This is a genomic window from Pseudomonas sp. B1-22 (genome assembly GCF_050474425.1).
In the GTDB taxonomy this organism is placed as follows: Bacteria; Pseudomonadota; Gammaproteobacteria; order Pseudomonadales; family Pseudomonadaceae; genus Pseudomonas.
The window spans coordinates 117,897-138,674 of the sequence record NZ_JBCHVH010000004.1 but is presented as its reverse complement, the minus strand read 5'-3'; the positions used below and the strand labels follow the sequence as shown (position 1 = coordinate 138,674).

General features: G+C 67.3%; 19 protein-coding genes. 10 read left to right on the top strand and 9 right to left on the bottom strand.

The features are described 5' to 3' along the window. Positions 1–13: 13 nt before the first annotated feature. Both yccS and dbpA read right to left on the bottom strand, forming a co-directional pair. Complete coding sequence (gene yccS / locus ACQ5BL_RS16200; protein WP_243807950.1) at positions 14–2,209, bottom strand: YccS family putative transporter; 2,196 nt, start codon at positions 2,207–2,209, stop codon at positions 14–16. Between the two features lie 216 nt (positions 2,210–2,425). After that, positions 2,426–3,802, bottom strand: a complete 1,377-nt coding sequence (gene dbpA, locus ACQ5BL_RS16195; protein WP_207887020.1) for an ATP-dependent RNA helicase DbpA — start codon at positions 3,800–3,802, stop codon at positions 2,426–2,428. 320 nt (positions 3,803–4,122) lie between these two features. On the opposite strand from dbpA, the gene ACQ5BL_RS16190 reads away from it, so the two are divergent. Together ACQ5BL_RS16190 and ACQ5BL_RS16185 are read left to right on the top strand one after the other, a co-directional pair. Continuing rightward, a complete protein-coding gene (locus ACQ5BL_RS16190; protein ID WP_015475193.1) occupies positions 4,123–4,335 on the top strand; it encodes a cold-shock protein in 213 nt (70 codons plus the stop codon). Positions 4,336–4,425: 90 nt separating this feature from the next. Then, positions 4,426–4,953, top strand: coding sequence for an ATP-dependent zinc protease family protein (locus ACQ5BL_RS16185; protein ID WP_243807949.1), 528 nt, complete (start codon positions 4,426–4,428; stop codon positions 4,951–4,953). On the opposite strand, the gene mdtD is transcribed toward ACQ5BL_RS16185, so the two are convergent. Then, positions 4,954–6,390, bottom strand: a complete 1,437-nt coding sequence (gene mdtD / locus ACQ5BL_RS16180) for a multidrug transporter subunit MdtD (RefSeq protein ID WP_243807948.1) — start codon at positions 6,388–6,390, stop codon at positions 4,954–4,956. Between the two features lie 306 nt (positions 6,391–6,696). Here mdtD and ACQ5BL_RS16175 point away from each other — a divergent pair, with 306 nt between their 5' ends. Next, positions 6,697–7,230 carry a DUF2780 domain-containing protein gene (locus ACQ5BL_RS16175; protein WP_243807947.1) on the top strand — a complete coding sequence of 178 codons (534 nt, stop codon included), beginning with the start codon at positions 6,697–6,699 and terminating at the stop codon, positions 7,228–7,230. 151 nt (positions 7,231–7,381) lie between these two features. Then, a complete protein-coding gene (locus ACQ5BL_RS16170) occupies positions 7,382–7,936 on the top strand; it encodes a DUF2780 domain-containing protein (protein ID WP_207887016.1) in 555 nt (184 codons plus the stop codon). Between the two features lie 8 nt (positions 7,937–7,944). On the opposite strand, the gene ACQ5BL_RS16165 is transcribed toward ACQ5BL_RS16170, so the two are convergent. Beyond that, on the bottom strand, positions 7,945–8,829 hold the full coding sequence (locus ACQ5BL_RS16165) for an acyltransferase (protein WP_243807946.1): 885 nt from the start codon (positions 8,827–8,829) through the stop codon (positions 7,945–7,947). A 136-nt stretch (positions 8,830–8,965) separates the two neighbouring features. Between ACQ5BL_RS16165 and ACQ5BL_RS16160 the strand changes: the two genes are divergently transcribed. The 5 genes from ACQ5BL_RS16160 (at position 8,966) to ACQ5BL_RS16140 (ending at position 13,585) form a co-directional block, all read left to right on the top strand. Beyond that, the gene (locus tag ACQ5BL_RS16160; protein WP_243807944.1) at positions 8,966–9,493 is read left to right on the top strand and encodes an ATP-dependent zinc protease family protein; all 528 of its coding nucleotides are present in this window, start codon (positions 8,966–8,968) and stop codon (positions 9,491–9,493) included. A 66-nt stretch (positions 9,494–9,559) separates the two neighbouring features. Beyond that, positions 9,560–10,246 (top strand): two-component system response regulator CreB, encoded by a 687-nt coding sequence (gene creB, locus ACQ5BL_RS16155; RefSeq protein ID WP_243807941.1) that lies wholly within the window; start codon positions 9,560–9,562, stop codon positions 10,244–10,246. Beyond that, on the top strand, positions 10,246–11,664 hold the full coding sequence (creC, locus tag ACQ5BL_RS16150) for a two-component system sensor histidine kinase CreC (RefSeq protein ID WP_243807939.1): 1,419 nt from the start codon (positions 10,246–10,248) through the stop codon (positions 11,662–11,664). The genes creB and creC overlap by 1 nt, the downstream gene beginning before the upstream one ends. Before the next feature lie 164 nt (positions 11,665–11,828). After that, positions 11,829–13,274 (top strand): cell envelope integrity protein CreD, encoded by a 1,446-nt coding sequence (creD, locus tag ACQ5BL_RS16145; protein ID WP_243807937.1) that lies wholly within the window; start codon positions 11,829–11,831, stop codon positions 13,272–13,274. A gap of 11 nt (positions 13,275–13,285) precedes the next feature. After that, positions 13,286–13,585, top strand: coding sequence for a hypothetical protein (locus ACQ5BL_RS16140; RefSeq protein WP_243807935.1), 300 nt, complete (start codon positions 13,286–13,288; stop codon positions 13,583–13,585). A gap of 302 nt (positions 13,586–13,887) precedes the next feature. Here ACQ5BL_RS16140 and ACQ5BL_RS16135 read toward each other — a convergent pair whose 3' ends face one another. Together ACQ5BL_RS16135 and ACQ5BL_RS16130 are read right to left on the bottom strand one after the other, a co-directional pair. Further along, positions 13,888–14,511 (bottom strand): glutathione S-transferase, encoded by a 624-nt coding sequence (locus ACQ5BL_RS16135; protein WP_243807933.1) that lies wholly within the window; start codon positions 14,509–14,511, stop codon positions 13,888–13,890. Between the two features lie 16 nt (positions 14,512–14,527). Beyond that, positions 14,528–15,487: a virginiamycin B lyase family protein gene (locus ACQ5BL_RS16130; protein ID WP_243807932.1), complete on the bottom strand. Its 960-nt coding sequence runs from the start codon at positions 15,485–15,487 to the stop codon at positions 14,528–14,530. An 80-nt stretch (positions 15,488–15,567) separates the two neighbouring features. Here ACQ5BL_RS16130 and ACQ5BL_RS16125 point away from each other — a divergent pair, with 80 nt between their 5' ends. Continuing rightward, a complete protein-coding gene (locus ACQ5BL_RS16125; protein ID WP_243807931.1) occupies positions 15,568–16,425 on the top strand; it encodes a protein phosphatase 2C domain-containing protein in 858 nt (285 codons plus the stop codon). Between the two features lie 235 nt (positions 16,426–16,660). On the opposite strand, the gene ACQ5BL_RS16120 is transcribed toward ACQ5BL_RS16125, so the two are convergent. The 3 genes from ACQ5BL_RS16120 to ACQ5BL_RS16110 all read right to left on the bottom strand — a co-directional run bounded on the left by ACQ5BL_RS16120 (position 16,661) and on the right by ACQ5BL_RS16110 (position 20,721). Beyond that, positions 16,661–19,057 (bottom strand): TonB-dependent siderophore receptor, encoded by a 2,397-nt coding sequence (locus tag ACQ5BL_RS16120; protein ID WP_243807930.1) that lies wholly within the window; start codon positions 19,055–19,057, stop codon positions 16,661–16,663. Between the two features lie 201 nt (positions 19,058–19,258). Next, positions 19,259–20,221: a FecR domain-containing protein gene (locus ACQ5BL_RS16115; RefSeq protein ID WP_243807929.1), complete on the bottom strand. Its 963-nt coding sequence runs from the start codon at positions 20,219–20,221 to the stop codon at positions 19,259–19,261. Beyond that, positions 20,218–20,721 (bottom strand): RNA polymerase sigma factor, encoded by a 504-nt coding sequence (locus ACQ5BL_RS16110; protein ID WP_430293206.1) that lies wholly within the window; start codon positions 20,719–20,721, stop codon positions 20,218–20,220. The genes ACQ5BL_RS16115 and ACQ5BL_RS16110 overlap by 4 nt, the downstream gene beginning before the upstream one ends. Between the last annotated feature and the right edge of the window lie 57 nt (positions 20,722–20,778).

Below are 20,778 nucleotides of genomic sequence, written 5' to 3'. Positions count from 1 at the left end.
AGAGGCTGTGTGCTCAGGCCGTCTCGGCCTGCTCCGCACCAATCTCCTTCTTCAGCAGGTGCGCCGCCAGGGTGCGTAGCGGCGTGAGCTGTCGGCAGATCAGTGCCAGCTGGGTCTGCACCAGTCGATGCGCGTCGTCCTCGTCCTCGGGCAGCTCCTCCAGGCGCTTGGCCAGCGCGTCTTCCTCATCGCTGTAGATCGCCACCGGCTGCTGCTCGGTGAGGCGTGCGGCGATGTCGTCGAGGCTGGCGGTGAGGCGTTCGGCGGCCTCGCCGATCAGTGCGTCGCTGGGGGCCGGGGGCAGGCGGTCGCGGTGCGCGCCGAGGGCGGAGAGGTAGCTGAGCAGGGTGTGGGAAAGCACCAGGAAGCGGAAGCCAATCTCCGCGTCCTTCCGGAAGTGGCCGGGCTCCAGCAGCATGTTCGACAGGGTGGTGGACAGCGTGGCGTCGGCGTTGTGCGCGTTGCGCCGGGCGGTACGGTAGACCAGGTCGTCGCGCTTGCCGTTGGCGTACTGCTGCATGATCTCGCGCAGGTAGCGGCTGTTGCAGGCCAGGGTGCCGCCGACCAGGCGGTGCAGGCTGCGGCCGTGCCAGTCGGGCAGCACCAGCAGCACCGCGGCGCCGGCGATCAGCGCGCCGAGCAGGGTATCGAACAGGCGCGGCAGGATCAGCCCGTAGCCGTCGCCCACCTGGTTGAAGCAGAACAGCACCAGCAGGGTGATGGCTGCCGTCGCCAGGGTGTAGCGCGTACTCCGACTGGAGAAGAAGGCGACCCCAGCGATCACCGCCAGCAGCGACTGGATCAGTGGGTTGGGGAACAGGTCGATCAGTGCCCAGCCGGCCACCAGGCCGATCAGGGTGCCGAGAATCCGCTGCACCAGGCGGATGCGCGTGGCGCCGTAGTTCGGCTGGCAGACGAACACCGTGGTCAGCATGATCCAGTAGCCCTGGGTCGGGTGGATCAGGTGCAGCACGCCGTAGCCGGCTGCCAGCGCCAGGGACAGGCGCAGGGCGTGGCGGAACAGCAGCGAGGTCGGCGAGACCTGCAGGCGGATGCGTTCCAGCGCCTCCTTCAGCGAGTGCGGGGAACGGTCGAGCAGGGTGCTGTCCTGCTCGTCGTCCAGGGTGTCCGGATTGCTCGCGCCGCTGAGCTTGCGGTCCAGCGTGGTGAGGTTGGCCGCCAGCGCGCCGAGGGAGCGCAGCAGCCCGCGCCAGGCCGGGTTGCCCTGCTCGCGCAGGTACTCCAGCGAGGCATTGAGGTCGGCCAGGGCCAGTTCGCTGTCGTTGTAGTCGAACGGCTGGCGCAGCTGGATGGCTTTTGCCAATGCCTTGCACGCTTTGCCCTGCTGGTTGAGCAGGCGCTGGCAGCGGAACAGCACGTCGCTGTGGAAGAAGGCTTCGGCCAGTTGGTTGTAGGGGTAGTGCGAGGAACTGGCGCGCTCGTGGACGTCCTGGGCGATGAAGTAGAGCTTCAGGTAGCGGCTGATCTTCGGGCTCGGCCTGCCGTGGGAGAGGCGTGCGAGGATGGTCTCCTTGGCCTGGTTGAGCGCCACCACCACGCGGCCGTTCTGCCGCGCCAGGGCCAGGCGCTGGGCCTCGACGTCGAGCTGGCGCAGCGGCTCCAGCAGGGTCGACTTGATCTTCAGGTATTCGCCCAGTTCGAGGAACAGCTTCGCCAGGCTCTGCTGCACCGGCTGGTTGGCGAACAGTGCGTTCCACAGTACCGAGAGCAGGCCGTACCAGAGCGCGCCGATCACCAGCAGCACCGGCTCGCGCCAGAAGTCGGTAGGCGTGCCGCCGCGCTGGTCCACGCCGATCATGGTGTAGATCGACAGGATCAGCGTGGCCGAGGCGATGGCCGCGTAGCGCTCGCCCAGCGCTCCGAGCAGGGTCATGGCGAAGGTCGACAGCGCCAGGCCGGCGACGAAGAGGAGCGGGTAGGGGAACAGCAACTCCACCGCCAGCGATGCAATGCTGAAGCAGGCCAGGGTCACCAACAGTGCCTGCAGGCGGCCCAGCCAGTGGTCGTCGGTTTCCGCCAGGGCGCTGGCGATGACCCCGAGGAACAGCGGGATCACCAGTTCCGGCCGGCCCTGCAGCCAGCACGCGAGCATGACCCCGCTGAGGGCGACGAACACCCGCAGGCTGTAGGCGAACTTGTCCAGCGCCCAGAGGCGCCGCAGAGACTGGAGCAGTGGGGAGGAAAACATGCGCGTGCGGGACTTCCGGGTGTCTGCCGCTCAGACTAGCGGAACGTCTGCCGCGCTGCTATCGCGAGGGCGACAGACCTTGGTGTCGCTGGCGTAGGTGCGGACCCATCGCGGACGGACTCCGCTCCTCCGCGAGGGGGAAAGTCGGCGCACCCTGTAGGAGCGGGCCATGCCCGCGATCGCGCGCGTGGCGCGCTCCTACAGGGTGAAGAGGGGTCAGAGAATCCGCGCCTTGAACGAGCGTCCCTTGATCTTGCCTTCGTTGAAATGCTTCAACGCCTGCTTGGCCACATCACGTTCCACGGCAACGAAGGCCTGGAAGTCGAAAATGGCGATCTTGCCGACCTGGGTGCCCTTGAGCCCGGCGTCGCCGGTCAGGGCGCCGAGGATGTCGCCGGGGCGCAGCTTGTCCTTGCGTCCGCCGGCAATCGCCAGGGTGGTCATCGGCGGCAGCAGCGGGGTGTCGTTGGCCTTGAGGAAGTCGATGCGCTCCCAGTTCAGCGGCGCGCCCTGCAGGTCCTCGATGGCCTGGGCGCGGCTGGCCTCGGCGGGGGTGACCAGCGACAGCGCCAGGCCCTTCTCGCCAGCACGGCCGCTGCGGCCAATGCGGTGCACGTGGACCTGCGCATCGCGCGACAGCTCGACGTTGATCACCGCTTCCAGCGCGGCGATGTCCAGCCCGCGCGCGGCCACGTCGGTGGCGACCAGCACGCTGCAGCTGCGGTTGGCGAACATGGTCAGCACCTGATCACGCTCACGCTGTTCCAGATCGCCGTGCAGGGCCAGGGCGGAAATCTTGCGGGCGTTGAGCTGCTCCACCACTTCCATGCACTGCTGGCGGGTATGGCAGAAGGCGACGCAGGACTGCGGGCGGAAATGCTGCAGCAGACGCACGACCGCATCGATGCGCTGCTTCGGATCGATCTCGTAGAAGTGCTGTTCGATCTGGCTGTCGTCGTGCAGCGCTTCCACTTCCACGCGCTCGGGGTTCTTCAGGAACTTCGCCGCCAACTGGCCGATGCCTTCGGGGTAGGTGGCGGAGAACAGCAGGGTCTGCCGGCGCGCCGGTAACTGGCCGATGATGTCGGCGATGCTGTCGTAGAAGCCCATGTCGAGCATGCGGTCGGCTTCGTCCAGCACCAGGGTGTTCAGGCCATCGAGCTTCAGGGTGCCGCGGCGCAGGTGTTCCTGTACCCGGCCCGGGGTGCCGACCACCACGTGGGCGCCGTGCTCCAGGGAACCGATCTGCGGGCCGAAGGGCACGCCGCCGCAGAGGGTCAGCACCTTGATGTTGTCGGCGGCGCGGGCCAGGCGGCGGATTTCCTTGGCCACCTGGTCGGCCAGCTCGCGGGTCGGGCACAGCACCAGCGCCTGGCAGCCGAAGTAGCGCGGATTCAGCGGGCTGAGCAGGCCGATGCCGAAGGCGGCGGTCTTGCCGCTGCCGGTCTTGGCCTGGGCGATCAGGTCGCGGCCCTTGAGGATCGCAGGCAAGGCGGCGGCCTGGATCGGCGTCATCTCGCGGTAGCCGAGGGAATCGAGGTTGGCCAGCAGGTCTGCCGACAGGGAAAGGCTGGAGAAGGCGGAGGTGGTCACGAAGGAGGCCCGGGTGAATCCATATGGCCGCGCAGTGTAGCAGGAGGGGCCCTCCAGCGGCCGGAATACCGGCTGCGCAGGGCTTTGCGGCCACTCGTCAGAAAACGCGCGACCGGGCACATATGGTTTTTTATACAGATTCGCTTTCCGTAGATTTTTGTCGTAGAGTGCCTGAACTGTGTTTGCATGGGTCGCCGTCGATCGTGACCTGATGCGGTCGGTTATTCCACCCCGTCCTGCTCGACTCCTTGTAACTCCTTGCAACTCAGTTCCTGGCCACTCGCGTGGCTAATTTCCAAATTCGTTCCAAGGAGAACACCATGTCGAATCGTCAGAACGGCACCGTCAAGTGGTTCAACGAGACCAAAGGCTACGGCTTCATTACCCCGGAAAGCGGCCCGGACGTATTCGTTCACTTCCGCGCTATCGAAGGTAACGGCTTCAAGACCCTGGCCGAAGGCCAGAAAGTCAGCTTCGAAGTCGTGCAGGGCCAGAAAGGCATGCAGGCCGAGCGCGTACAGGTGATCAACTAAGATCCCCTGGCGTCAGCCAAAGAACCCCGGGTGGAAACATCCGGGGTTTTTTATTGCCTAAAGCTGCCACCTCTTCCGGAGTTTCCATCCATGCCGTCGCCCGTCCTCCGCCTGCTGGCCCTTGGTCTGTTCGCTTTCACCGGTACCTGCGCCGTTGCGGCCGACGAACCGGCCCCGCCCGCCCAGCCCACGACCTGGGGCTGGGCCGAGACGATCAAGCTGATGCCCGAGGAGACCGCCCTCAAGGCCCGCCTGGATACCGGTGCGCAGACCTCGACCATGGATGCGCGCAACATCGTCCGGATCAAGAAGAACAACGAGCGCTGGGTGCAGTACGACGTGATGGTCGCCGACCCCGCGACCGGCAAGGAACTGCGCCTGCCCTTCGAGCGCAAGATCGAGCGCGTCCTGAAGTTCCACTCGGCCAATGGCGTCGAGCGCAGCCCGGTGGTGCTGATGGACGTGTGCCTGGGCAACAAGGTCTACCGCGAGCAGTTCTCCCTGCGTGACAGGCAGGCCCAGGAGTACCCGGTTCTGCTCGGCCGCCGCAGCCTGGAACACATGGGCAGCGTGGATTCGTCGAAGACCCAGACCCTGGCGCCCAGCTGCAAACCCTGATCAGTGTTCGCTGACGTCGTTCTCCGGATCGACCCGGCGCGGCGTGGTGCGGCCATCCTCGGCATTGAGCTGGAAGAAGATCGCCGCCGCCAGCATCGACAGCAGGCCGACGCTCAGGTAGGTCGCGTGGAAGGCTGACAGTACGTCGCCCTGCGCACTCTCCAGATCGCCATTGAAGCCCCCCAGCAGCGCCGCCGCGCAGGCCACGCCCAGGCCGATGGACAACTGCATGACCACCGACAGCAGGCTGTTGCCGGCGCTGGCGTTGTCGTCGCGCAGGTCGATCAGGGTCAGGGTGTTCATCGCGGTGAACTGCAGCGAGTTGATCCCGCCCAGCACCGCCAGCTGCACCAGCAGCAGGGGATAGGAGGTGTTCTGGTCCACCAGGCCGAGGCTGGCGATCAGCGCGCCCAGCAGCAGCGTGTTGCCCACCAGCAGCCTGCGATAGCCGAACAGCTCCAGCAGCGGCTTGGCCAGCGACTTGATCACCATCGCCGCCAGCGCCATCGGGATCATGGTCATCCCCGCCTTGGCCGGCGAATAACCCAGCCCGACCTGCAGCAGCAGCGGGGTCAGGAACGGCAGCGAGCCGCTGCCCAGGCGCGCGAACAGGTTGCCCAGCACGCCCACGGCGAAGGTGCGGGTGCGGAACAGCGACGGATGGAATAGCGGCGCCTCGATGCGCAGTGCGCGCAGCCAGTAGGCCGCCAGCAGGACCAGGCCGCCCACCAGCAGAAGCACCACGCGCACATGGGGCATGTGCAGCTCGCCCAGGCCTTCCAGGGCGATGGTGATCAGCACCATGGCGCCGCCGAAGAGCAGGAAGCCGACGCTGTCGAAGCGTGTGGCGCGCACGCCGCGCAGGTCCGGCATCAGGCGCAGGGCGACGAGGAAGCCGACCAACCCCACCGGCAGGTTGATCAGGAAGATCCAGTGCCAGCTGGCGTACTCCACCAGCCAGCCGCCCATGGTCGGGCCGGCCAGCGGGCCGAGCAGGCCGGGGATGGTGACGAAGCTGAGAATCCGCACCAGCTCGCTGCGCGGGTAGACCCGCAGGATCACCAGGCGCCCCACCGGCATCATCAGCGCCCCGCCGACGCCCTGCACCACCCGCGCGCCGACCAGGATGCCGAGGGTTGGCGACAAGGCGCAGAACAGCGAGCCAAGGCTGAACAGGAAGATCGCGAAGAGGAACACCCGGCGCGTGCCGAAGCGGTCGGAAATCCAGCCGGAGGAAGGAATCAGCAGCGCCACCGTGAGCAGGTAGGCGATCACCACGCCCTGCATGCGCAGCGGGTCCTCGTTGAGCGAGCGGGCCATGCTCGGCAGCGCGGTATTGAGGATGGTGCCGTCCAGGGCCTGCATGAAGAAGGCGATGGCCACCAGCCAGGGCAGCAGGCGGGCCACGCGGGGTGTCAGGGTGAAGGGTTCGCTCATGATCGGTCCGTCGGTCAGGGATGGCACAAGCTTAGGGAATGTTCGGCGGCGGTGGGGAAAATACAGTGCGGCGCGGTGCACGGCACCCGTCGGACGATGCTCTGCCCGCGCGCGCCCGGCCATGATCCGGCAGGACGCTCTAGGTGTTTGGAAACGCCTGTGCTAGACATTTAGCAGCGATCTTTTTTCCGCCTTGTGATGCGGTGCCTTGTTTCATCACCGGCGTCCGTCATGGCGGAACGATGTCACTGCCGACCGGTCGATATGGCGTCCGGTCGCTTGCCGGAATTCTCAAAGGAGACAGCGATGTCCGTCAAACCCCGCGCCACCCTCGCCCTTGCCGCCCTGCTGGCGGCTTCTTCCGCATTTGCCTTCAACCTGGGCGACGCCGCCAAGGCGGTATCCGGCGCCACCGGCGGCGGTACCGCGCAGGTCGCCACCACCCCGCAGGCCAGCGGCCTGCTCGGCGCCCTGACCGGCCAGCTCGGGGTCAACGAAGAACAGGCTGTGGGCGGCACCGGCGCACTGCTGGGCCTGGCGAAGAACAAGCTCAGCGGCGGCGATTACTCGCAGCTGCTCAAGGCCGTTCCCGGCCTCGACAAGCTGTCCGGCGCCAATGCCCTGGGCGGCCTGGGTGGCCAGCTCGGCAACTCGGCGGCCAGCAGCATGCTGGGCAACGTCAGCAGCCTGGGCGACGTGAACAAGGCGTTCGGTGCGCTGGGGATGGATCAGAGCATGACCGGCAAGTTCGCCGGCGTGCTGCTGGACTACTTCGGCAAGCAGGGCGTGAACAGCCAGTTGCTGAGCAGCCTGAGCGGGCTCTGGGGCGCCGGCGCCTGATCGCCTGTCCACGATCTTCTCCAGCTCGGAAGATCGTGAACGGGCTCTGAGTCAGTGGGCCGCCGGACGGCGCGGAACCGCCGGCGGCCCTCTGTGTCATATCGACGAGCCGGTCCCTGTTCGGGGCCGGGCATCCTCTCCGGAGCCGTCGATGTTCGCCAAACCCGCCGTTGTCCTGGCCGCCGCCTGGCTGGCCGTATCCCCCGTGTTCGCCGCCACCTTCACCGAGACCGCCGAGCCGGCGCCTTCGGCTGAGGTGCCCGCGCAAACGGCCAACGCCCTGCTGAGCAACCTGACCCACCAGCTGGGCGTCAGCGAGCAGCAGGCCATCGGCGGCACCGGCGCCTTGCTGGGGCTGGCGCTGAACTCCCTGAAGGAAACCGACAGCACCCAGCTGCAGAAGGCCATGCCGGACATGCAGCAACTCGCCGGCAGCGGCTCCACTGGCGACCTGGGCAGCATGCTGGGTGGCCTGGGCGGGGCCGCAGCGCTGCTCGGCGGAATCAACAACCTGCAGGACGTCGACCAGATATTCGGCGTGCTGGGTATGGACCAATCGATGATCGGCCGCTTCGCCGGGGTGATCCTCGACTACTTCACCGAGCAGGGCCTGAGCAGCCAACTGCTCGGCACGCTCGGCGGCCTCTGGGGCATGCCCGCCTCGCCGGCATTGAAGGCTCCGCCAGTGGCCGGACGCGGGGCCTGAGCCCCGCTTCAGAACTCCTGGCGCAGCGCCTCGATGCGCGCGTCCTTCTCTTCCCACAGGCGTGATACCCAGGCCTGCACGTACTGGCGAAACTCGGGATCGTTCTCGTAATCGCCCTGCCACAGCGCGGGGTCGATCTCGCGCGCCTGGATATCCACAATCACCCGTGGCACCCGTCCGCACAGCAGGTCCCAGAAGCCCGGCCGCGGGCCCTTGGGGTAGACCAGGGTGACGTCCAGCAGGGTGTCGAGCTGCTCGCCCAGCGCGGCCAGGACGAAGGCCACGCCGCCCGCCTTGGGGCGCAGCAGGTTCTTGTACGGGGATTGCTGATTGGCCTGCTTGGCCGGGGTGAAGCGGGTGCCTTCGAGGTAGTTCACCACGGTCACCGGCATGCGCTTGAACTTCTCGCAGGCGGCCTTGGTGATCTCCAGGTCCTTGCCCTTGAGCTCCGGGTGCTTCTCCAGGAACGCCTTGCTGTAGCGTTTCATGAAGGGGTAGTCCAGCGCCCAGAAAGCCAGGCCGAGGAAGGGCACCCAGATCAGCTCCTTCTTCAGGAAGAACTTGAAATAGGGCGTCTTGCGGTTGAACGCCTGCACCAGTGCCGGGATGTCGACCCAGGACTGGTGGTTGCTGATCACCAGGTAGGAGGTGTCGCGGCGCAGGTCGTCGCCGCCGCGGATGTCCCAGACGGTCGGGGTCATCAGCGCGAAGATGGCCTTGTCGATTTCCGCCCAGGTCTCGGCGATCCACATCACCCCGCGCGAGCAGGCATCCTTGGCGGCCTGGCCGGGGACGACCAGCTTGAGCAGGGCGATCAGCAACATCGGGCCGATCAGGACCAGGGTATTGAGCAGCAACAGGAGGCTGGCGATCAGGCCGGTCAGTGCTCGCATGGAGATCCGATTCCTTGTGCGACGGTGGCGCGGCCATGATACGCAGACAATTACCGAGGCCCAAGTGGGGGCGCTATGGCGAACCAAGGGCCGTCGTGCTAGTCCTATGCGCAGATACCCACCCCGGAGATTCTGCGTGAAACGCGCCCTCGCCCTGCTTTCCCTGTTCGCTCTGCCCAGCCTGGTGCTGGCCGCCGAACCCAAGCTCTATGGCCGCTACGAATGGGTCAGCCTGCCCGAACTCGATCAGACGCTGCAGGCGAAGATGGACACCGGCGCCTACACCTCGTCGCTGTCGGCCAAGGACATCCAGCTGTTCCAGCGCGACGGCGAGGACTGGGTGCGCTTCAAGCTGGCCACCAAGGACGGCGGTGACTCGGTGTACGAACACAAGCTGCTGCGCATCTCCAAGATCAAGAACCGCGCCGAAGGCGCCGCCGAGGACGAGGAAGAAGACAGCAACCCCGGCCTCAGCCAGCGCCCGGTGATCGAGTTGCCGGTGTGCCTGGGCGGTGACCAGCGCACCATCGAGGTCAACCTGACCGACCGCAGCCACTTCAACTACCCCTTCCTGATGGGCACCAAGGGCCTGCGCAAATTCCACGTCGCGGTCGACCCCGGCGAGCGCTTCACCGCCGGCAAACCCAACTGCTCCGGCGGCTGAGGCCCCGATTGACGCGGTGCCGGGCTTGCGGCACCGTGCCGGCAGTTTCCACGGAGCCGGAATCTCATGCCGCACATCCTCATCGTCGAAGATGAAGCCGCCATCGCCGACACGCTGCTCTACGCGTTGCAGGCGGAAGGCTTCGAAACCACCTGGCTGAGCCTGGCCGGCGCCGCGCTGGAGCGGCTGCAGCGCGAGGTGTTCGATCTGGTCATCCTTGACGTCGGCCTGCCGGACATCAGCGGCTTCGAAGCCTGCAAACGGCTGCGGCGTTTCTCCGAGGTGCCGGTGATCTTTCTCACCGCCCGCGACGCCGAGATCGACCGGGTGGTGGGGCTGGAGATTGGCGCCGACGACTACGTGGTCAAACCCTTCAGCCCGCGTGAAGTTGCCGCGCGGGTGAAGGCCATCCTCAAGCGCACCACGCCGCGCGATTTGCCCGTCGCCGCCACTGACAATGGTCCCTTCGAGGTGGACGAGGAGCGGGCGCAGATTCGCTATCACAGCCAGCCGCTGGCGCTGACCCGTCATGAGTTCCGTCTGTTGCAGACCCTGCTGGCGCGTCCGGAGCGGGTGTTCAGCCGCGAGCAACTGCTCGATGCGCTCGGCGTCGCCGCCGATGTCGGCTACGAGCGCAATGTCGACAGCCACATCAAGAGCCTGCGTGCCAAGTTGCGCCAGGTCGCCGCCACCGCCGAACCCATCCAGACCCATCGCGGCCTGGGCTACAGCTACGCGCCGGACAAGAGCTGATGCGTCTGTCGCTGCGGATCTTCCTGGTCTACTTCCTGTTTGTCGGGCTGACCGGCTGGTTCGTCCTGCGCACGGTGATGGACGAGATCCGCCCCGGCGTGCGCCAGTCCAGCGAAGAGACTCTGGTGGACACCGCCAACCTGCTGGCCGAGGTGCTGCAGGCCGATGTGAAGGGCGGCACCCTCGACCAGAGCCGGCTACCGGAGATGCTTCGTGCCTATGGTGCGCGCAGCCCGCAGGCGAATATCTGGGGGGTGAACAAGACGGCGGTAAACCACCGCATCTACGTCACCGACGCGCGCGGCATCGTCCTGCTGGACTCCCTCGGCCAGGCGGTGGGCCAGGACTATTCGCGCTGGAACGACGTCTACCTGACCCTGCGCGGCCAGTACGGCGCGCGCTCCAGCCGTGAATCGGCGGACGATCCTGAGTCCTCGGTGATGTACGTCGCCGCGCCGATTCGCGATGGCGAGAAGATCATCGGAGTGGTCTCGGTCTCCAAGCCCAACCGTACCTTGCAGCCTTACATCGATCGCTCGCAGCGGCGCCTCGCCTGGCTCGGCGCCGGGCTGATCGTCCTCGGCCTGCTGGTCGGCGCGCTGCTGTCCTGGTGGCTCAGCCGCTCGCTGGAGCGCCTGACCCGCTACGCCCAGGCGGTCAGCGAAGGGCTGCGTGCGGAGCTGCCGCGCTACCGGGGCGGCGAAATGGCGCAACTGGCCGACGCGGTGGAGCGCATGCGCGTGCAGCTCGAAGGCAAGGCGTACGTCGAGCGCTACGTACACACCTTGACCCACGAGCTGAAGAGCCCGCTGGCGGCGATCCGTGGCGCGGCGGAATTACTCGAAGGCGAGATGCCGGCCGAGCAGCGGGCGCGCTTCGTCGGCAACATCGCCGGGGAGAGCGAGCGTCTGCAGCAACTGATCGAGCGCCTGCTGAACCTGGCCCAGGTGGAGCAGCGTCAGGGGTTGGAGGAGCGGGTGCCGGTGGCTCTTCATGAGCTGGCCGCTGAACTGATCGGTGAGCGATTAGCCCGTGTGCAGGGCGTGCAACTGGCGAACGATATTCCACCCGAGGCGAGCGTGCCGGGCGAGCGTTTCCTGCTGCGCCAGGCACTGGGCAACCTGCTGGACAATGCGCTGGATTTCACCCCGCCCGGTGGTGTGGTGCGCTTCTCCGCCCTGGCCGAAGGCAGCGGCTGGCGCGTCGAGCTGTTCAACCAGGGCGAGGCCATCCCCGACTTCGCCCTGCCGCGCCTGACCGAGCGTTTCTATTCCCTGCCGCGCCCATCCAGCGGACGCAAGAGCACCGGGCTGGGGCTCAACTTCGTCGCCGAGGTGGCGGCGCTGCATGGTGGTGAGCTGAGGGTCGAGAACGTGGAGGGCGGGGTACGGGCGAGCCTGTCCGTGCCGCAGCCGTAGCCTGTAGGAGCGCCCCATGGGCGCGAATCGCGGGCATGGCCCGCTCCTACGGGGAGCATCGAAGCTCATCACACAAACTCCACAGACTCTCCACATTCGCCCCCCGGCCCCCCCACACCAGCCCCCCAAGCTCTCCCCGTCCCCACCCCACGGAGAGCCCTCCCATGAATCGCCAACTCGGCATCAAGCTCGGCGCCATCGCCCTGCTGATCGTCCTCCTGCTGATCCCCCTGCTGATGATCGACGGCCTGGTCGACGAGCGTCAGAACTACCGCGACGAGGTCCTGCAGGACATCGCCCGCAGCGCCAGTTACAGCCAGCGGCTCACCGGCCCGCTGGTGATCGTGCCCTACAGCCGCACCGTGCGGGTCTGGCGCCTCGACAAGGCCAGCCAGCAGCGCGTGCTGCAGGAGCGCGAGGTGCGCGGTCGCCTGTACTTCCTGCCGGAGACCTTCCTGCTCGACGGACAGATGCGCACCGAGCTGCGCCATCGCGGCATCTATGAGGCGCGCCTGTACCACGCCGAGAGCAAGGTCAGCGGCAGCTTCGTGCTGCCGGCCAACTACGGGATCGGCAGCGACCTGGACAGCTATCGCTTCGATGCGCCGCTGCTGGCGGTGGGCATCAGCGATGTGCGCGGCATCGAGAACGCGCCGAAGCTGAAGGTGGGCGACGAGCTGCGCGACTTCCAGCCGGGTACCCAGAGCCAGTTCCTCGGCAACGGCGTGCATGCTGTGCTGCCGTTCAAGGCCAGCGACCGCGAGCAGCGTTTCGACTACGCCTTCGACCTGTCGCTGCTGGGCAGCAGCCGCCTGGACATTACCCCGGTGGGCCGCGACAGCCAGGTCAACCTGGTGTCGGACTGGCCGCACCCCAGCTTCGGTGGCGAGTTCCTGCCCACCGAGCGCAGCGTGAGCGACCAGGGCTTCAGCGCGCGCTGGCGCACCAGCTTCTTCGCCACCAACCTGGAAGACCAGCTGCGCGCCTGCACCGCGCCGGCCCAGGCCGATGCCGCCCGTGCCGTGACGGCGGAAGACCCGGATGCCGCGCGCGCCGCGCCTGCCGTGTGCAACGAGTTCGGCAATCACCGCTTCGGCGTGGCGCTGGTGGACCCGGTGGACCAGTACCTGAAGACCGATCGCGCGGTGAAGTACGCCTTGCTGTTCATCGTCCTGACCTTCGCCGGCTTCTTCCTCTTCGAGGTGCTCAAGCGCCTGGCCGTGCACCCGGTGCAGTACGCCCTGGTGGGCATGGCGCTGGCGCTGTTCTACCTGCTGTTGTTGTCGCTCTCCGAGCATCTGGGCTTCGAGCGGGCCTACCTGATTTCCGCCAGCGCCTGCGTCGGCCTGATCGGCTTCTACCTCTGCCACGTACTCCACAGCCTCTGGCGCGGAGCCGGTTTCAGCGCCGGGCTCGCCGGGCTTTACGGGATGCTCTACGCACTGCTCAGCGCCGAGGATTACGCGCTGCTGATGGGTTCGCTGCTGCTGTTCGGCGTGCTCGGCGGGGTGATGGTGCTGACTCGCCGGCTGGACTGGTACGGCATCGGCAAACCGGCTCGCGACGACGAGTTGTCCTTTTCCCTGAACGACGTGCGCGTCGAGCGCTGAGGAGCATGGCCATGCCGAATCTGCTGCGTTTCTCCCTGTGCCTGCTGGCGGGGCTGATGCTTGCCGGCCTGTGTCTGCCGGTGCTGATGCTGATCGGTCGTTTCGACTGGATTGCATTGTTGATCGCTACCGGCAAGCCGCTTGCGCATCTCGCGCTGCTGTTGCCGGGCGGACTGTGGGAGCAGCTCAGCGGGGTGGAGGACGCCGCGCACAATCCCCATGTGCGCTCCTTCCTCGAACTGTGCATGGGCGTTGGCCAGATGGGTTTGCTGGTGGCGCTGCCGCTCTACCGGCTGGGGAGAAAGCCATGAGTGCCTGGCGTGGGTTGCGCGAGGAACGCGACGCAGGGGGCCGCTTGGCGCGGCGGATTGCCGGGTTGTTCGGGCAGGTGATGGGGTTGCGGGTGGTGCGCGATGAGCGATTTCAGCGTGGGGTGGTGCGTCGGGGGATGGCTACTCGTAGCTTCTGGCGCGGGGCCTTCCCCCTCACCCCAACCCTCTCCCAGGGGGAGAGGGGGCTGGGCGGTGCGGGCTGGCGGGTGTGGAACTCGCCGGCTCGCACCGTGGGAAACGCTCCGTAGGATGGGGGGAGCGCTGCGATACCCATCAGGCTGTCAGGCCGGCACGGTCGCCTTCAGCGACGGCCGCTGGCTGACCTCGGCGAACCACTTCGCCAGCTGCGGGAACTCGGCGCGCCAGTTCCAGTGCGGCTGGCGGAAGTCCAGGTAGCCCAGGGCGCAGGCCACGCCGATGGCGGCGACGTCGAAGCGCTCGGCCAGTTCGGCGTGGGCCGGGCCATCGAAGTAGGCGAGGGTGCGGACGATCTTCAGCTGCTGGTTGTCGAGCCAGGAGTCCCAGTGCTTGTCCTGCGGGCGCAGGGCGGTCTCGTAGCGGATCAGCACGGCCGCATCCAGCACCGCGTCGGCCAGCGAGGCCAGGGTCAGGCGCCGCCAGCGCGCCGGACCTTCGCGCGGGATCAGCGGTTCGCCGGCGTGCTGCTGGTCGAGGTATTCGAGGATCACCCGGCTGTCGTGCAGGGCCTGGCCGTCGGGAAGGTGCAGGGCGGGAATCTTGCCGGCGGGGTTGTCCCGCACCACGCCGGCGTCTGGCGCGATGGGGGTGTGGACGGCGGCTTGGAGTTCGACCCGGTCGAGCTGGCCGGTCTCGTGCAGCAGGATCATGACCTTGCGCACGAAGGGCGAGGCGGCGGCGTGGAACAGGATGGGACGGACGCTCATGGGTTCTCCTCGGCGTTCATTCGTGGATGACCACCAGGCGGTCGGTGCCGGACTCGGCACCCCAGACCTCGCCCGGTCGGCCCAGCAACTGGCGCACGTTGGCGTGCTCGCGGTCGCTCGGATAAGTGGTGAAGCGTTCGCTCTGCGGATCGAAGCGCAGGATGGCGTTGCTGGCGAAGTCGCTCAGCCAGACCTGGTCCATGGCATCGACATAGAGCGCATAGGGCTGCGGATGATCGCCCGGCAGGTTCCAGGTTTTCCACTGGTTGTTGTCCGGATCGAAGCGCGCCAGCTGGCCGGCGCTCCACTGGCTGATCCACAGCCGCCCGACCGAGTCGGACCACAGCCGGCGCGGGCCGCTGCCGGCGCTGGGCGTATCGATGCGGGTGACCTTGTCGCCGACCGGGTCGATGTGGCCGAGGTAGTCGCCGGCCAGTGAGGCGTACCAGAGCTCGCCGTCGGGCGTCACGGCGATGCCGTACGGCCCCTTGCCCTTGGGCGCCGACCAGACCTTGAGTTCGCGGGTTGTGGGGTCGAGGCGGCCGTAGAAACCGTTCTGGCCGGTGAACCACAGGATGCCATCGTCATCGAATACACCAGTATTGAGGTTGGCCTTGGCCGCCTCCCTGGGTAGCGGAATGACCTCCACGCCCAGGCGCTCGCGGTCGACGTGGACGATGGCATTGAGCCCGCCGTCGGTGATCCAGGCGTCGCCATCGGGTCCGGCGACTACGCCGTGGGGTGCGGAATTCTTGCCCAGGTCGACCTGCTCGCTGGCGCCGGTCTGCGGGTCGAGTCGGCCGAGTGCATGCGCGTGCTGCGCGGTGTACCAGACCTTGCCGTCGTCCGTGGGGGCGACATCGTGCGGGCCGGAGCCCTTGGGCAGGTCGAAGTACTTCACGCTGGCGGCATCGGCGCCGCCGGCCAGCAGCAGGCCGGCGAGCAGCAAGGGCAGGGCGCGCAGGGTGGTGGACATGGGGCTCTCCTTGGCGGGTCCGGAATTGGCTGAGACTGTACGCCGAGCCTGGCGTTCAGCGATATGCAGGAGTGAAGCGCGTGACAACGATACAACTACTGGGGGCGGCGTGCCGCCAGGGTTCGCCGGTCAATGACGACGCCATCGGTTATACCGAGAGGGCGGCCTGGGTGCTCGACGGCGCCACCAGCCTGGGGCCGGGGCTGGTGGATGCACAGAGCGACGCGCGCTGGCTGGCGCAGTGCGCCAATGGCCATCTGCAGCGCCTGCTAGAGGACCAGCCGGGGTTACCGACCGAGGCGCTGTTGCGGGCCTTGCAGCAGGGCATCGCCGCGGACTTCCGCCGTGACGCGGGCGTTGCCGCCACGCCGGAGCTGGACTTGCCCACGGCCTGCCTGAGCCTGCTGCGGGTACTGGACGACGGCGCGCTGGAGCTGCTCAACCTGTGCGACAGCCGCATCCACCTGGCCTGGGACGATGGCCGTGTGGAGAGCTTCGGCGATACGCCGCTGGAGGCGCTGGACCGGCAATCGGTGGAGCGCCTGCTGGCGCTGCGCGAGATGCACCCGGACTGGAGCCATGCGCAGCTGTTCCAGGCCAGCCGCGAATGGGTGCGGCGCAACCGGGCGCTGGCCAACACGGCGCAGGGTTACTGGGTGCTCGATCCGACCGAGCGTTGGCTGCCACAGGTGCAGCGGCGGGTGATCGATCCCGCGCGGCTGAAGGCGTTCATGCTGGTCACCGACGGCTTCGACCGCTTGCTGGAGTTCCGCCGCTACGGGCTGGCGGGGCTGTTCGAGGCGCTCCCTGAGCGCGGCGTGGAAGCGCTGATCGACGAGCTGCGGGCAGTGGAGTCGGCCGATGGCCAGGCGCTGGAACATCCACGCCTGAAGATCCATGACGATGCGAGTGTGGTCTGGGGAGAGCTGCGGCGCTGAGCGTTACCCGGCAGCCGGCGGGATGGCGATTGCGTAGGAACAACTGTCTTCTTTCGGGCAAGTCCGTGCCTGTGCTTCCCCTCACCCCAGCCCTCTCCCAATGGGAGAGGGAGCTGTCCGTGCCGGCTGAGAGCGAGATTTCCTCCTGCACCGAACGGTCCCCTCTCCCTTTGGGAGAGGGTTAGGGTGAGGGCAGACCCGCGCTCAGGCGTTTTCCTGTAGGAGCGGACTCTCATCACCACTTGTACGTCAGGCTCGCCACCACCTTGCGCTGGTCGCCGTAGTAGCAGTAATAGCCGTCGCAGGTGGAGAGGTAGTCCTTGTTGAACAGGTTGGTCGCGTTGACCGCCACCGAGGCGCCATCGAGGCCGCTGGAGAGCTTGCCCAGGTCATAGTGCAGCGCGGCGTCGTACAGGGTGTAGGAGCCCACGTAGCCGTCGTAGGTGTTGGCCTGGTCGCCGTAGGTATCGCCCACGTAGCGCACACCGTAGCCGACGCCGAAGCCGTCGAGGGTGCCGGCGTGCCAGGTGTAGTCGGCCCAGAGCGCCGCCTGGTTGCGCGGGATCAGCTGCAGGCGGTTCCCGGCGTAGAGGCCCTTCTTCACCTCGGTGTCGGTGTAGCTGTAGCTGCCGACCAGCTTGAGGTTCTCGGTCAGGTTCGAGTTGGCTTCCAGCTCCAGGCCGGTGACCTTCACCTCGCCGGTCTGGCTGGTGACGGAGACGCCGCCGACGTTGTCGGTGACGCTCACGTTCTTCTGCCGCAGGTCGTACACGGCGGCGGTGAGCAGGGTGTCGCTGCCCGGCGGCTGGTACTTCACCCCCAGTTCCCATTGCTTGCCTTCGGTGGGCTTGAACGACTCGGTGGCGGAGACGTCGGCGCCGCTGGCCGGCTGGAACGACTCGGCGTACGACAGGTACGGCGCCACGCCGTTGTCGAAGAGGTAGCTCAGCGCGGCATTGCCGCTGAACTGGCTGTCCGACTCGGTGCTGGTGGCGTCGCCCTTGTTGTGGAACGTGGTCCCGGTGTGCACCCAGTCCTGGCGACCGCCGAGGGTCAGGCGCCAGTTGTCCAGGGCGATCTGGTCCTGCACGTAGGCGCCGGTCTGGAAGATGTCCTGGTCATAGTCGTAGTACGCATCCGAGCGCGGCGGGCGGACGATGGGCTGGCCGTAGATCGGGTCGTTCACGTTGGTCGGCGGCACGTTGTAGCCGTAGATCGCCAGGTAGCGGGTATCGCTGCGGTTGTGGTCCAGGCCCAGCAGCACGGTGTGCCCGAGCGCGCCGGTCTGGAAGTCGGCCTGGAAATTGTTGTCCACCACGAACTGGGTGACGTCCTCGTCCACCGAGGTGCTGACGCGACTGAGGGTGCCGTCGTCGCTCACGGTGTCCAGGTAGCCGCCGGGGGTGAGGGCGTCGAAGGTCAGGTCGTTCTTCATGTAGCGCAGGTTCTGGCGGAACTGCCAGACATCGTTCAGGCGATGCTCGAAGCTGTAGCCCAGCCACCAGGTGGTGCGGTCGTAGTTTTCCCAGTCCGGGTCGCCCAGGTTCTTGTGGTGCGAAATGTCGCCGAAGGGGGCGTCGTACTTGGTGCCCTTGAGCGGCAGGAACTGGGTGGTGATGCCGGTATCGTCGCGGGTGAACTGGCTGAGGAAGGTCAGCTTGGTGTCGTCGTCGGCATTCCAGGTCAGGCTCGGCGCGAGGTTGTAGCGTTTGTCCGGGATGTGGTCGATCTGCGTGTTGCTGTCGCGCGCCACGCCGCTGACGCGGTAGAGCAGGCGGCCTTCGTCATCCACCGGGCCGGTGCTGTCGAAATTGATCTGCTTGTGGTTGTAGTTGCCGCCCTGCAGTTGGACGGTGCTGGCCTGCTCCTCTTGTGGACGCAGGCTGGTCATGTCCAGCAGGCCGCCGGGCGGCGTCTGGCCGTAGACCGAGGACGCCGGGCCGCGCAGCGCGGCGACGCGCTCCAGGTCCCAGGTTTCCAGCTTCGGGTTGGCATAGATGCCGGTGGCCATCGGCAGGCCGTCGAGGAACTGGGTCGGCTCGAAGCCACGGATACGCAGCCAGTCGGAACGGGTATCGCTGCCGAAGCTGCTGGCGACGGTGCCGGGCATGTAGCGCACGGCGTCGTCGATGTTCTGCACCGCGCGGTCCTGCATCTGCTCGCGGGTGACCACGGAGATCGACTTGGGGGTTTCCAGGATCGGCGTGTCGGTTTTGGTGCCGATCCGCGAGCGGGTGGCGACGTAGCCGACCGCCGGGCCGTCCGGGTCTTCCTGGGCGGCGCTGATGGTGGTGGCGGACATCGACAGGGTGTCGCTTGGCTCCGGGCGCAGGCTGTAGCTGCCCGAGGCGCTTTCCACCAACTCCAGCCCGGTGCCCTGCAGCGCCTGGCGCAGCGCGCCGACGGTGTCGAAGCGACCTTGTACGGCATGGGCATTGCGGCCCTGGGCGAGCGCCGGGTCCAGGCTCAGGCTCAGCCCGCCTTCGGCGGCAATACGATTGAGCGTGCTGGACAGCGGACCGGCCGGCAGCTGGTAGTCGCGCTGGGCATCGGCGGCAAAGGCGGGGGAGCCCAGCAGTATGGCGGTGACCAGCAGGCAGGGGCGGAGCGAAAGGTCGAACGGGCGGCGCATGGACAACGACTCCTGAAAAAACGTTCTCGATGCCTCCTTGCCGAACGAGATTGGAAAAGTGATAGGGCGGGGTGAAATTTTTTTGCGGGGTGATTGGCAGGAACCGGCTTTCGTAGGAGCGAGCTTGCTCGCGAACAGAACATCCGGCCGCATTGGCGTTATGCGGTTCGCGAGCAAGCTCGCTCCTACAAAAAACGCTCCTCAGCGGCGTGGTGCCACCCGTGACCACCACGGGCCGTGCCGCTCGATCCTCACCGGCAGGCTCGGTTCCAGCGAGCTGAGCGCCAGGTCTATGTTCTTCAGGGGGAAGCTGCCGGTGATGCGCAGGTCCGCGACCGCCGGATCGACGCCCAGGTAACCGGGGCTGTAGCGCGCCAGCTGGTCGAGCAGCTCGCCCAGGCGCACGTTGTCCACCACCAGCATGCCGTGGGTCCAGGCGTCGGCGGTGGCGCTGTTGGCCTCCACCGGGCCGAGGCCGTCGGGCCGTACGCGCACGTGCTGGCCTTGGGCGATGACCTTCTCTTCTGTGCGCTGCTCAGGACGGGCGGCGACCGCCGATTGCAGCACGCTGAGCAGAGTGCCGTCGTTGCCGTCGCGCTCCACCAGGAAGCGCGTGCCGAGGGCGCGCAGGCGGCCGTCGCGGGTCTCGACGATGAAGGGCCGGCTGTCGCCGTGGGCGGTTTCCACCATGATCTCGCCGGAGAGCAGGACGATGCGCCGCTCTCCGGCATCGAAGCGCACGTCCACGGCGGTGCGGCTGTTGAGCTTGAGCAGGCTGTTGTCGGGCAGACGCAGCTCGCGCTGTTCGCCGGTGCCGGTGAGCAGGTCGGAGAAGGCGTACTGCACAGGCAGATAGCGGTTGCCCACGCCGAGGGCCAGCGCACCGACCAGCAGCAGCGACAGCCCGCTGCCCGCCAGCCGGCGAACCTTCTGCCGCGCTTCCCGCGGCGAGCGCAGCAGGGCATTGCGTGCCGCCTTGGGCGCGGCGCCGGCGAGGCTGCGGTCGAGCATCCCCAGTTGGCTCCAGGCCCGCGCGTGCTCGCTGTGTTCGGCATGCCAACGGCTGAAGGCCGCCTCGTCATCCGGGCGCGTCTCGCCGGAGCCCAGGCGTAACTGCCAGCTGATGGCCTCGTCGAGCACACGCAGGGAAACCGGACCCTTCACGTCGGCGTTCCGTACAGCGCGATGTAGCACTGGCGCAGACCCTGGGCGATGTACTGACGCACGCGCGGCACGGAGACGCCGAGCTGTTCGGCGATCTCGGCATGGCCCAGGCCGTCGAGGCGATTGAGCAGGAAGGCGCTGCGCGCACGGGCCGACAGGCTACCCAGCAGGCGGTCGATTTCGCGCAGGTCGGCGAGGATCAGGCAGTGTTCTTCCGCCGAGGGCTGCACGGCTTCGGGCAGGTGCTGCAGTTCTTCCAGGTAGGCCTGTTCCAGCGCCACGCGGCGCCAGTGGTCCACCAGCAGCCCTTTGGCGACTGTCACCAGGAAGGCGCGGGGCTCGCGCAGCGACGGCAGCTCGCGGCGGCCGAGCACACGGACGAAGGTGTCCTGGCTCAGGTCTTCGGCTCGCTGCACGCAGCCCAGGCTGCGGTTGAGCCAGGCGGTCAGCCAGTCGCGATGATCGCGGTACAGCGCGCCCACGCGTTCGCCATTGCCCATCTGGATGGCTGACACCCGTTGCTCCCCCATCTCCCAGGTTGGGAATTAATTCAATAA

Coding starts and splice junctions, on each gene's coding strand:
- yccS (WP_243807950.1), bottom strand. CDS start 2,209: ATGTTTTCCTCCCCACTGCTCCAGTCTCTGCGGCGCCTCTGGGCGCTG.
- ACQ5BL_RS16190 (WP_015475193.1), top strand. CDS start 4,123: ATGTCGAATCGTCAGAACGGCACCGTCAAGTGGTTCAACGAGACCAAA.
- ACQ5BL_RS16185 (WP_243807949.1), top strand. CDS start 4,426: ATGCCGTCGCCCGTCCTCCGCCTGCTGGCCCTTGGTCTGTTCGCTTTC.
- mdtD (WP_243807948.1), bottom strand. CDS start 6,390: ATGAGCGAACCCTTCACCCTGACACCCCGCGTGGCCCGCCTGCTGCCC.
- ACQ5BL_RS16175 (WP_243807947.1), top strand. CDS start 6,697: ATGTCCGTCAAACCCCGCGCCACCCTCGCCCTTGCCGCCCTGCTGGCG.
- ACQ5BL_RS16170 (WP_207887016.1), top strand. CDS start 7,382: ATGTTCGCCAAACCCGCCGTTGTCCTGGCCGCCGCCTGGCTGGCCGTA.
- ACQ5BL_RS16165 (WP_243807946.1), bottom strand. CDS start 8,829: ATGCGAGCACTGACCGGCCTGATCGCCAGCCTCCTGTTGCTGCTCAAT.
- creB (WP_243807941.1), top strand. CDS start 9,560: ATGCCGCACATCCTCATCGTCGAAGATGAAGCCGCCATCGCCGACACG.
- creC (WP_243807939.1), top strand. CDS start 10,246: ATGCGTCTGTCGCTGCGGATCTTCCTGGTCTACTTCCTGTTTGTCGGG.
- creD (WP_243807937.1), top strand. CDS start 11,829: ATGAATCGCCAACTCGGCATCAAGCTCGGCGCCATCGCCCTGCTGATC.
- ACQ5BL_RS16140 (WP_243807935.1), top strand. CDS start 13,286: ATGCCGAATCTGCTGCGTTTCTCCCTGTGCCTGCTGGCGGGGCTGATG.
- ACQ5BL_RS16135 (WP_243807933.1), bottom strand. CDS start 14,511: ATGAGCGTCCGTCCCATCCTGTTCCACGCCGCCGCCTCGCCCTTCGTG.
- ACQ5BL_RS16130 (WP_243807932.1), bottom strand. CDS start 15,487: ATGTCCACCACCCTGCGCGCCCTGCCCTTGCTGCTCGCCGGCCTGCTG.
- ACQ5BL_RS16120 (WP_243807930.1), bottom strand. CDS start 19,057: ATGCGCCGCCCGTTCGACCTTTCGCTCCGCCCCTGCCTGCTGGTCACC.
- ACQ5BL_RS16110 (WP_430293206.1), bottom strand. CDS start 20,721: ATGGGCAATGGCGAACGCGTGGGCGCGCTGTACCGCGATCATCGCGAC.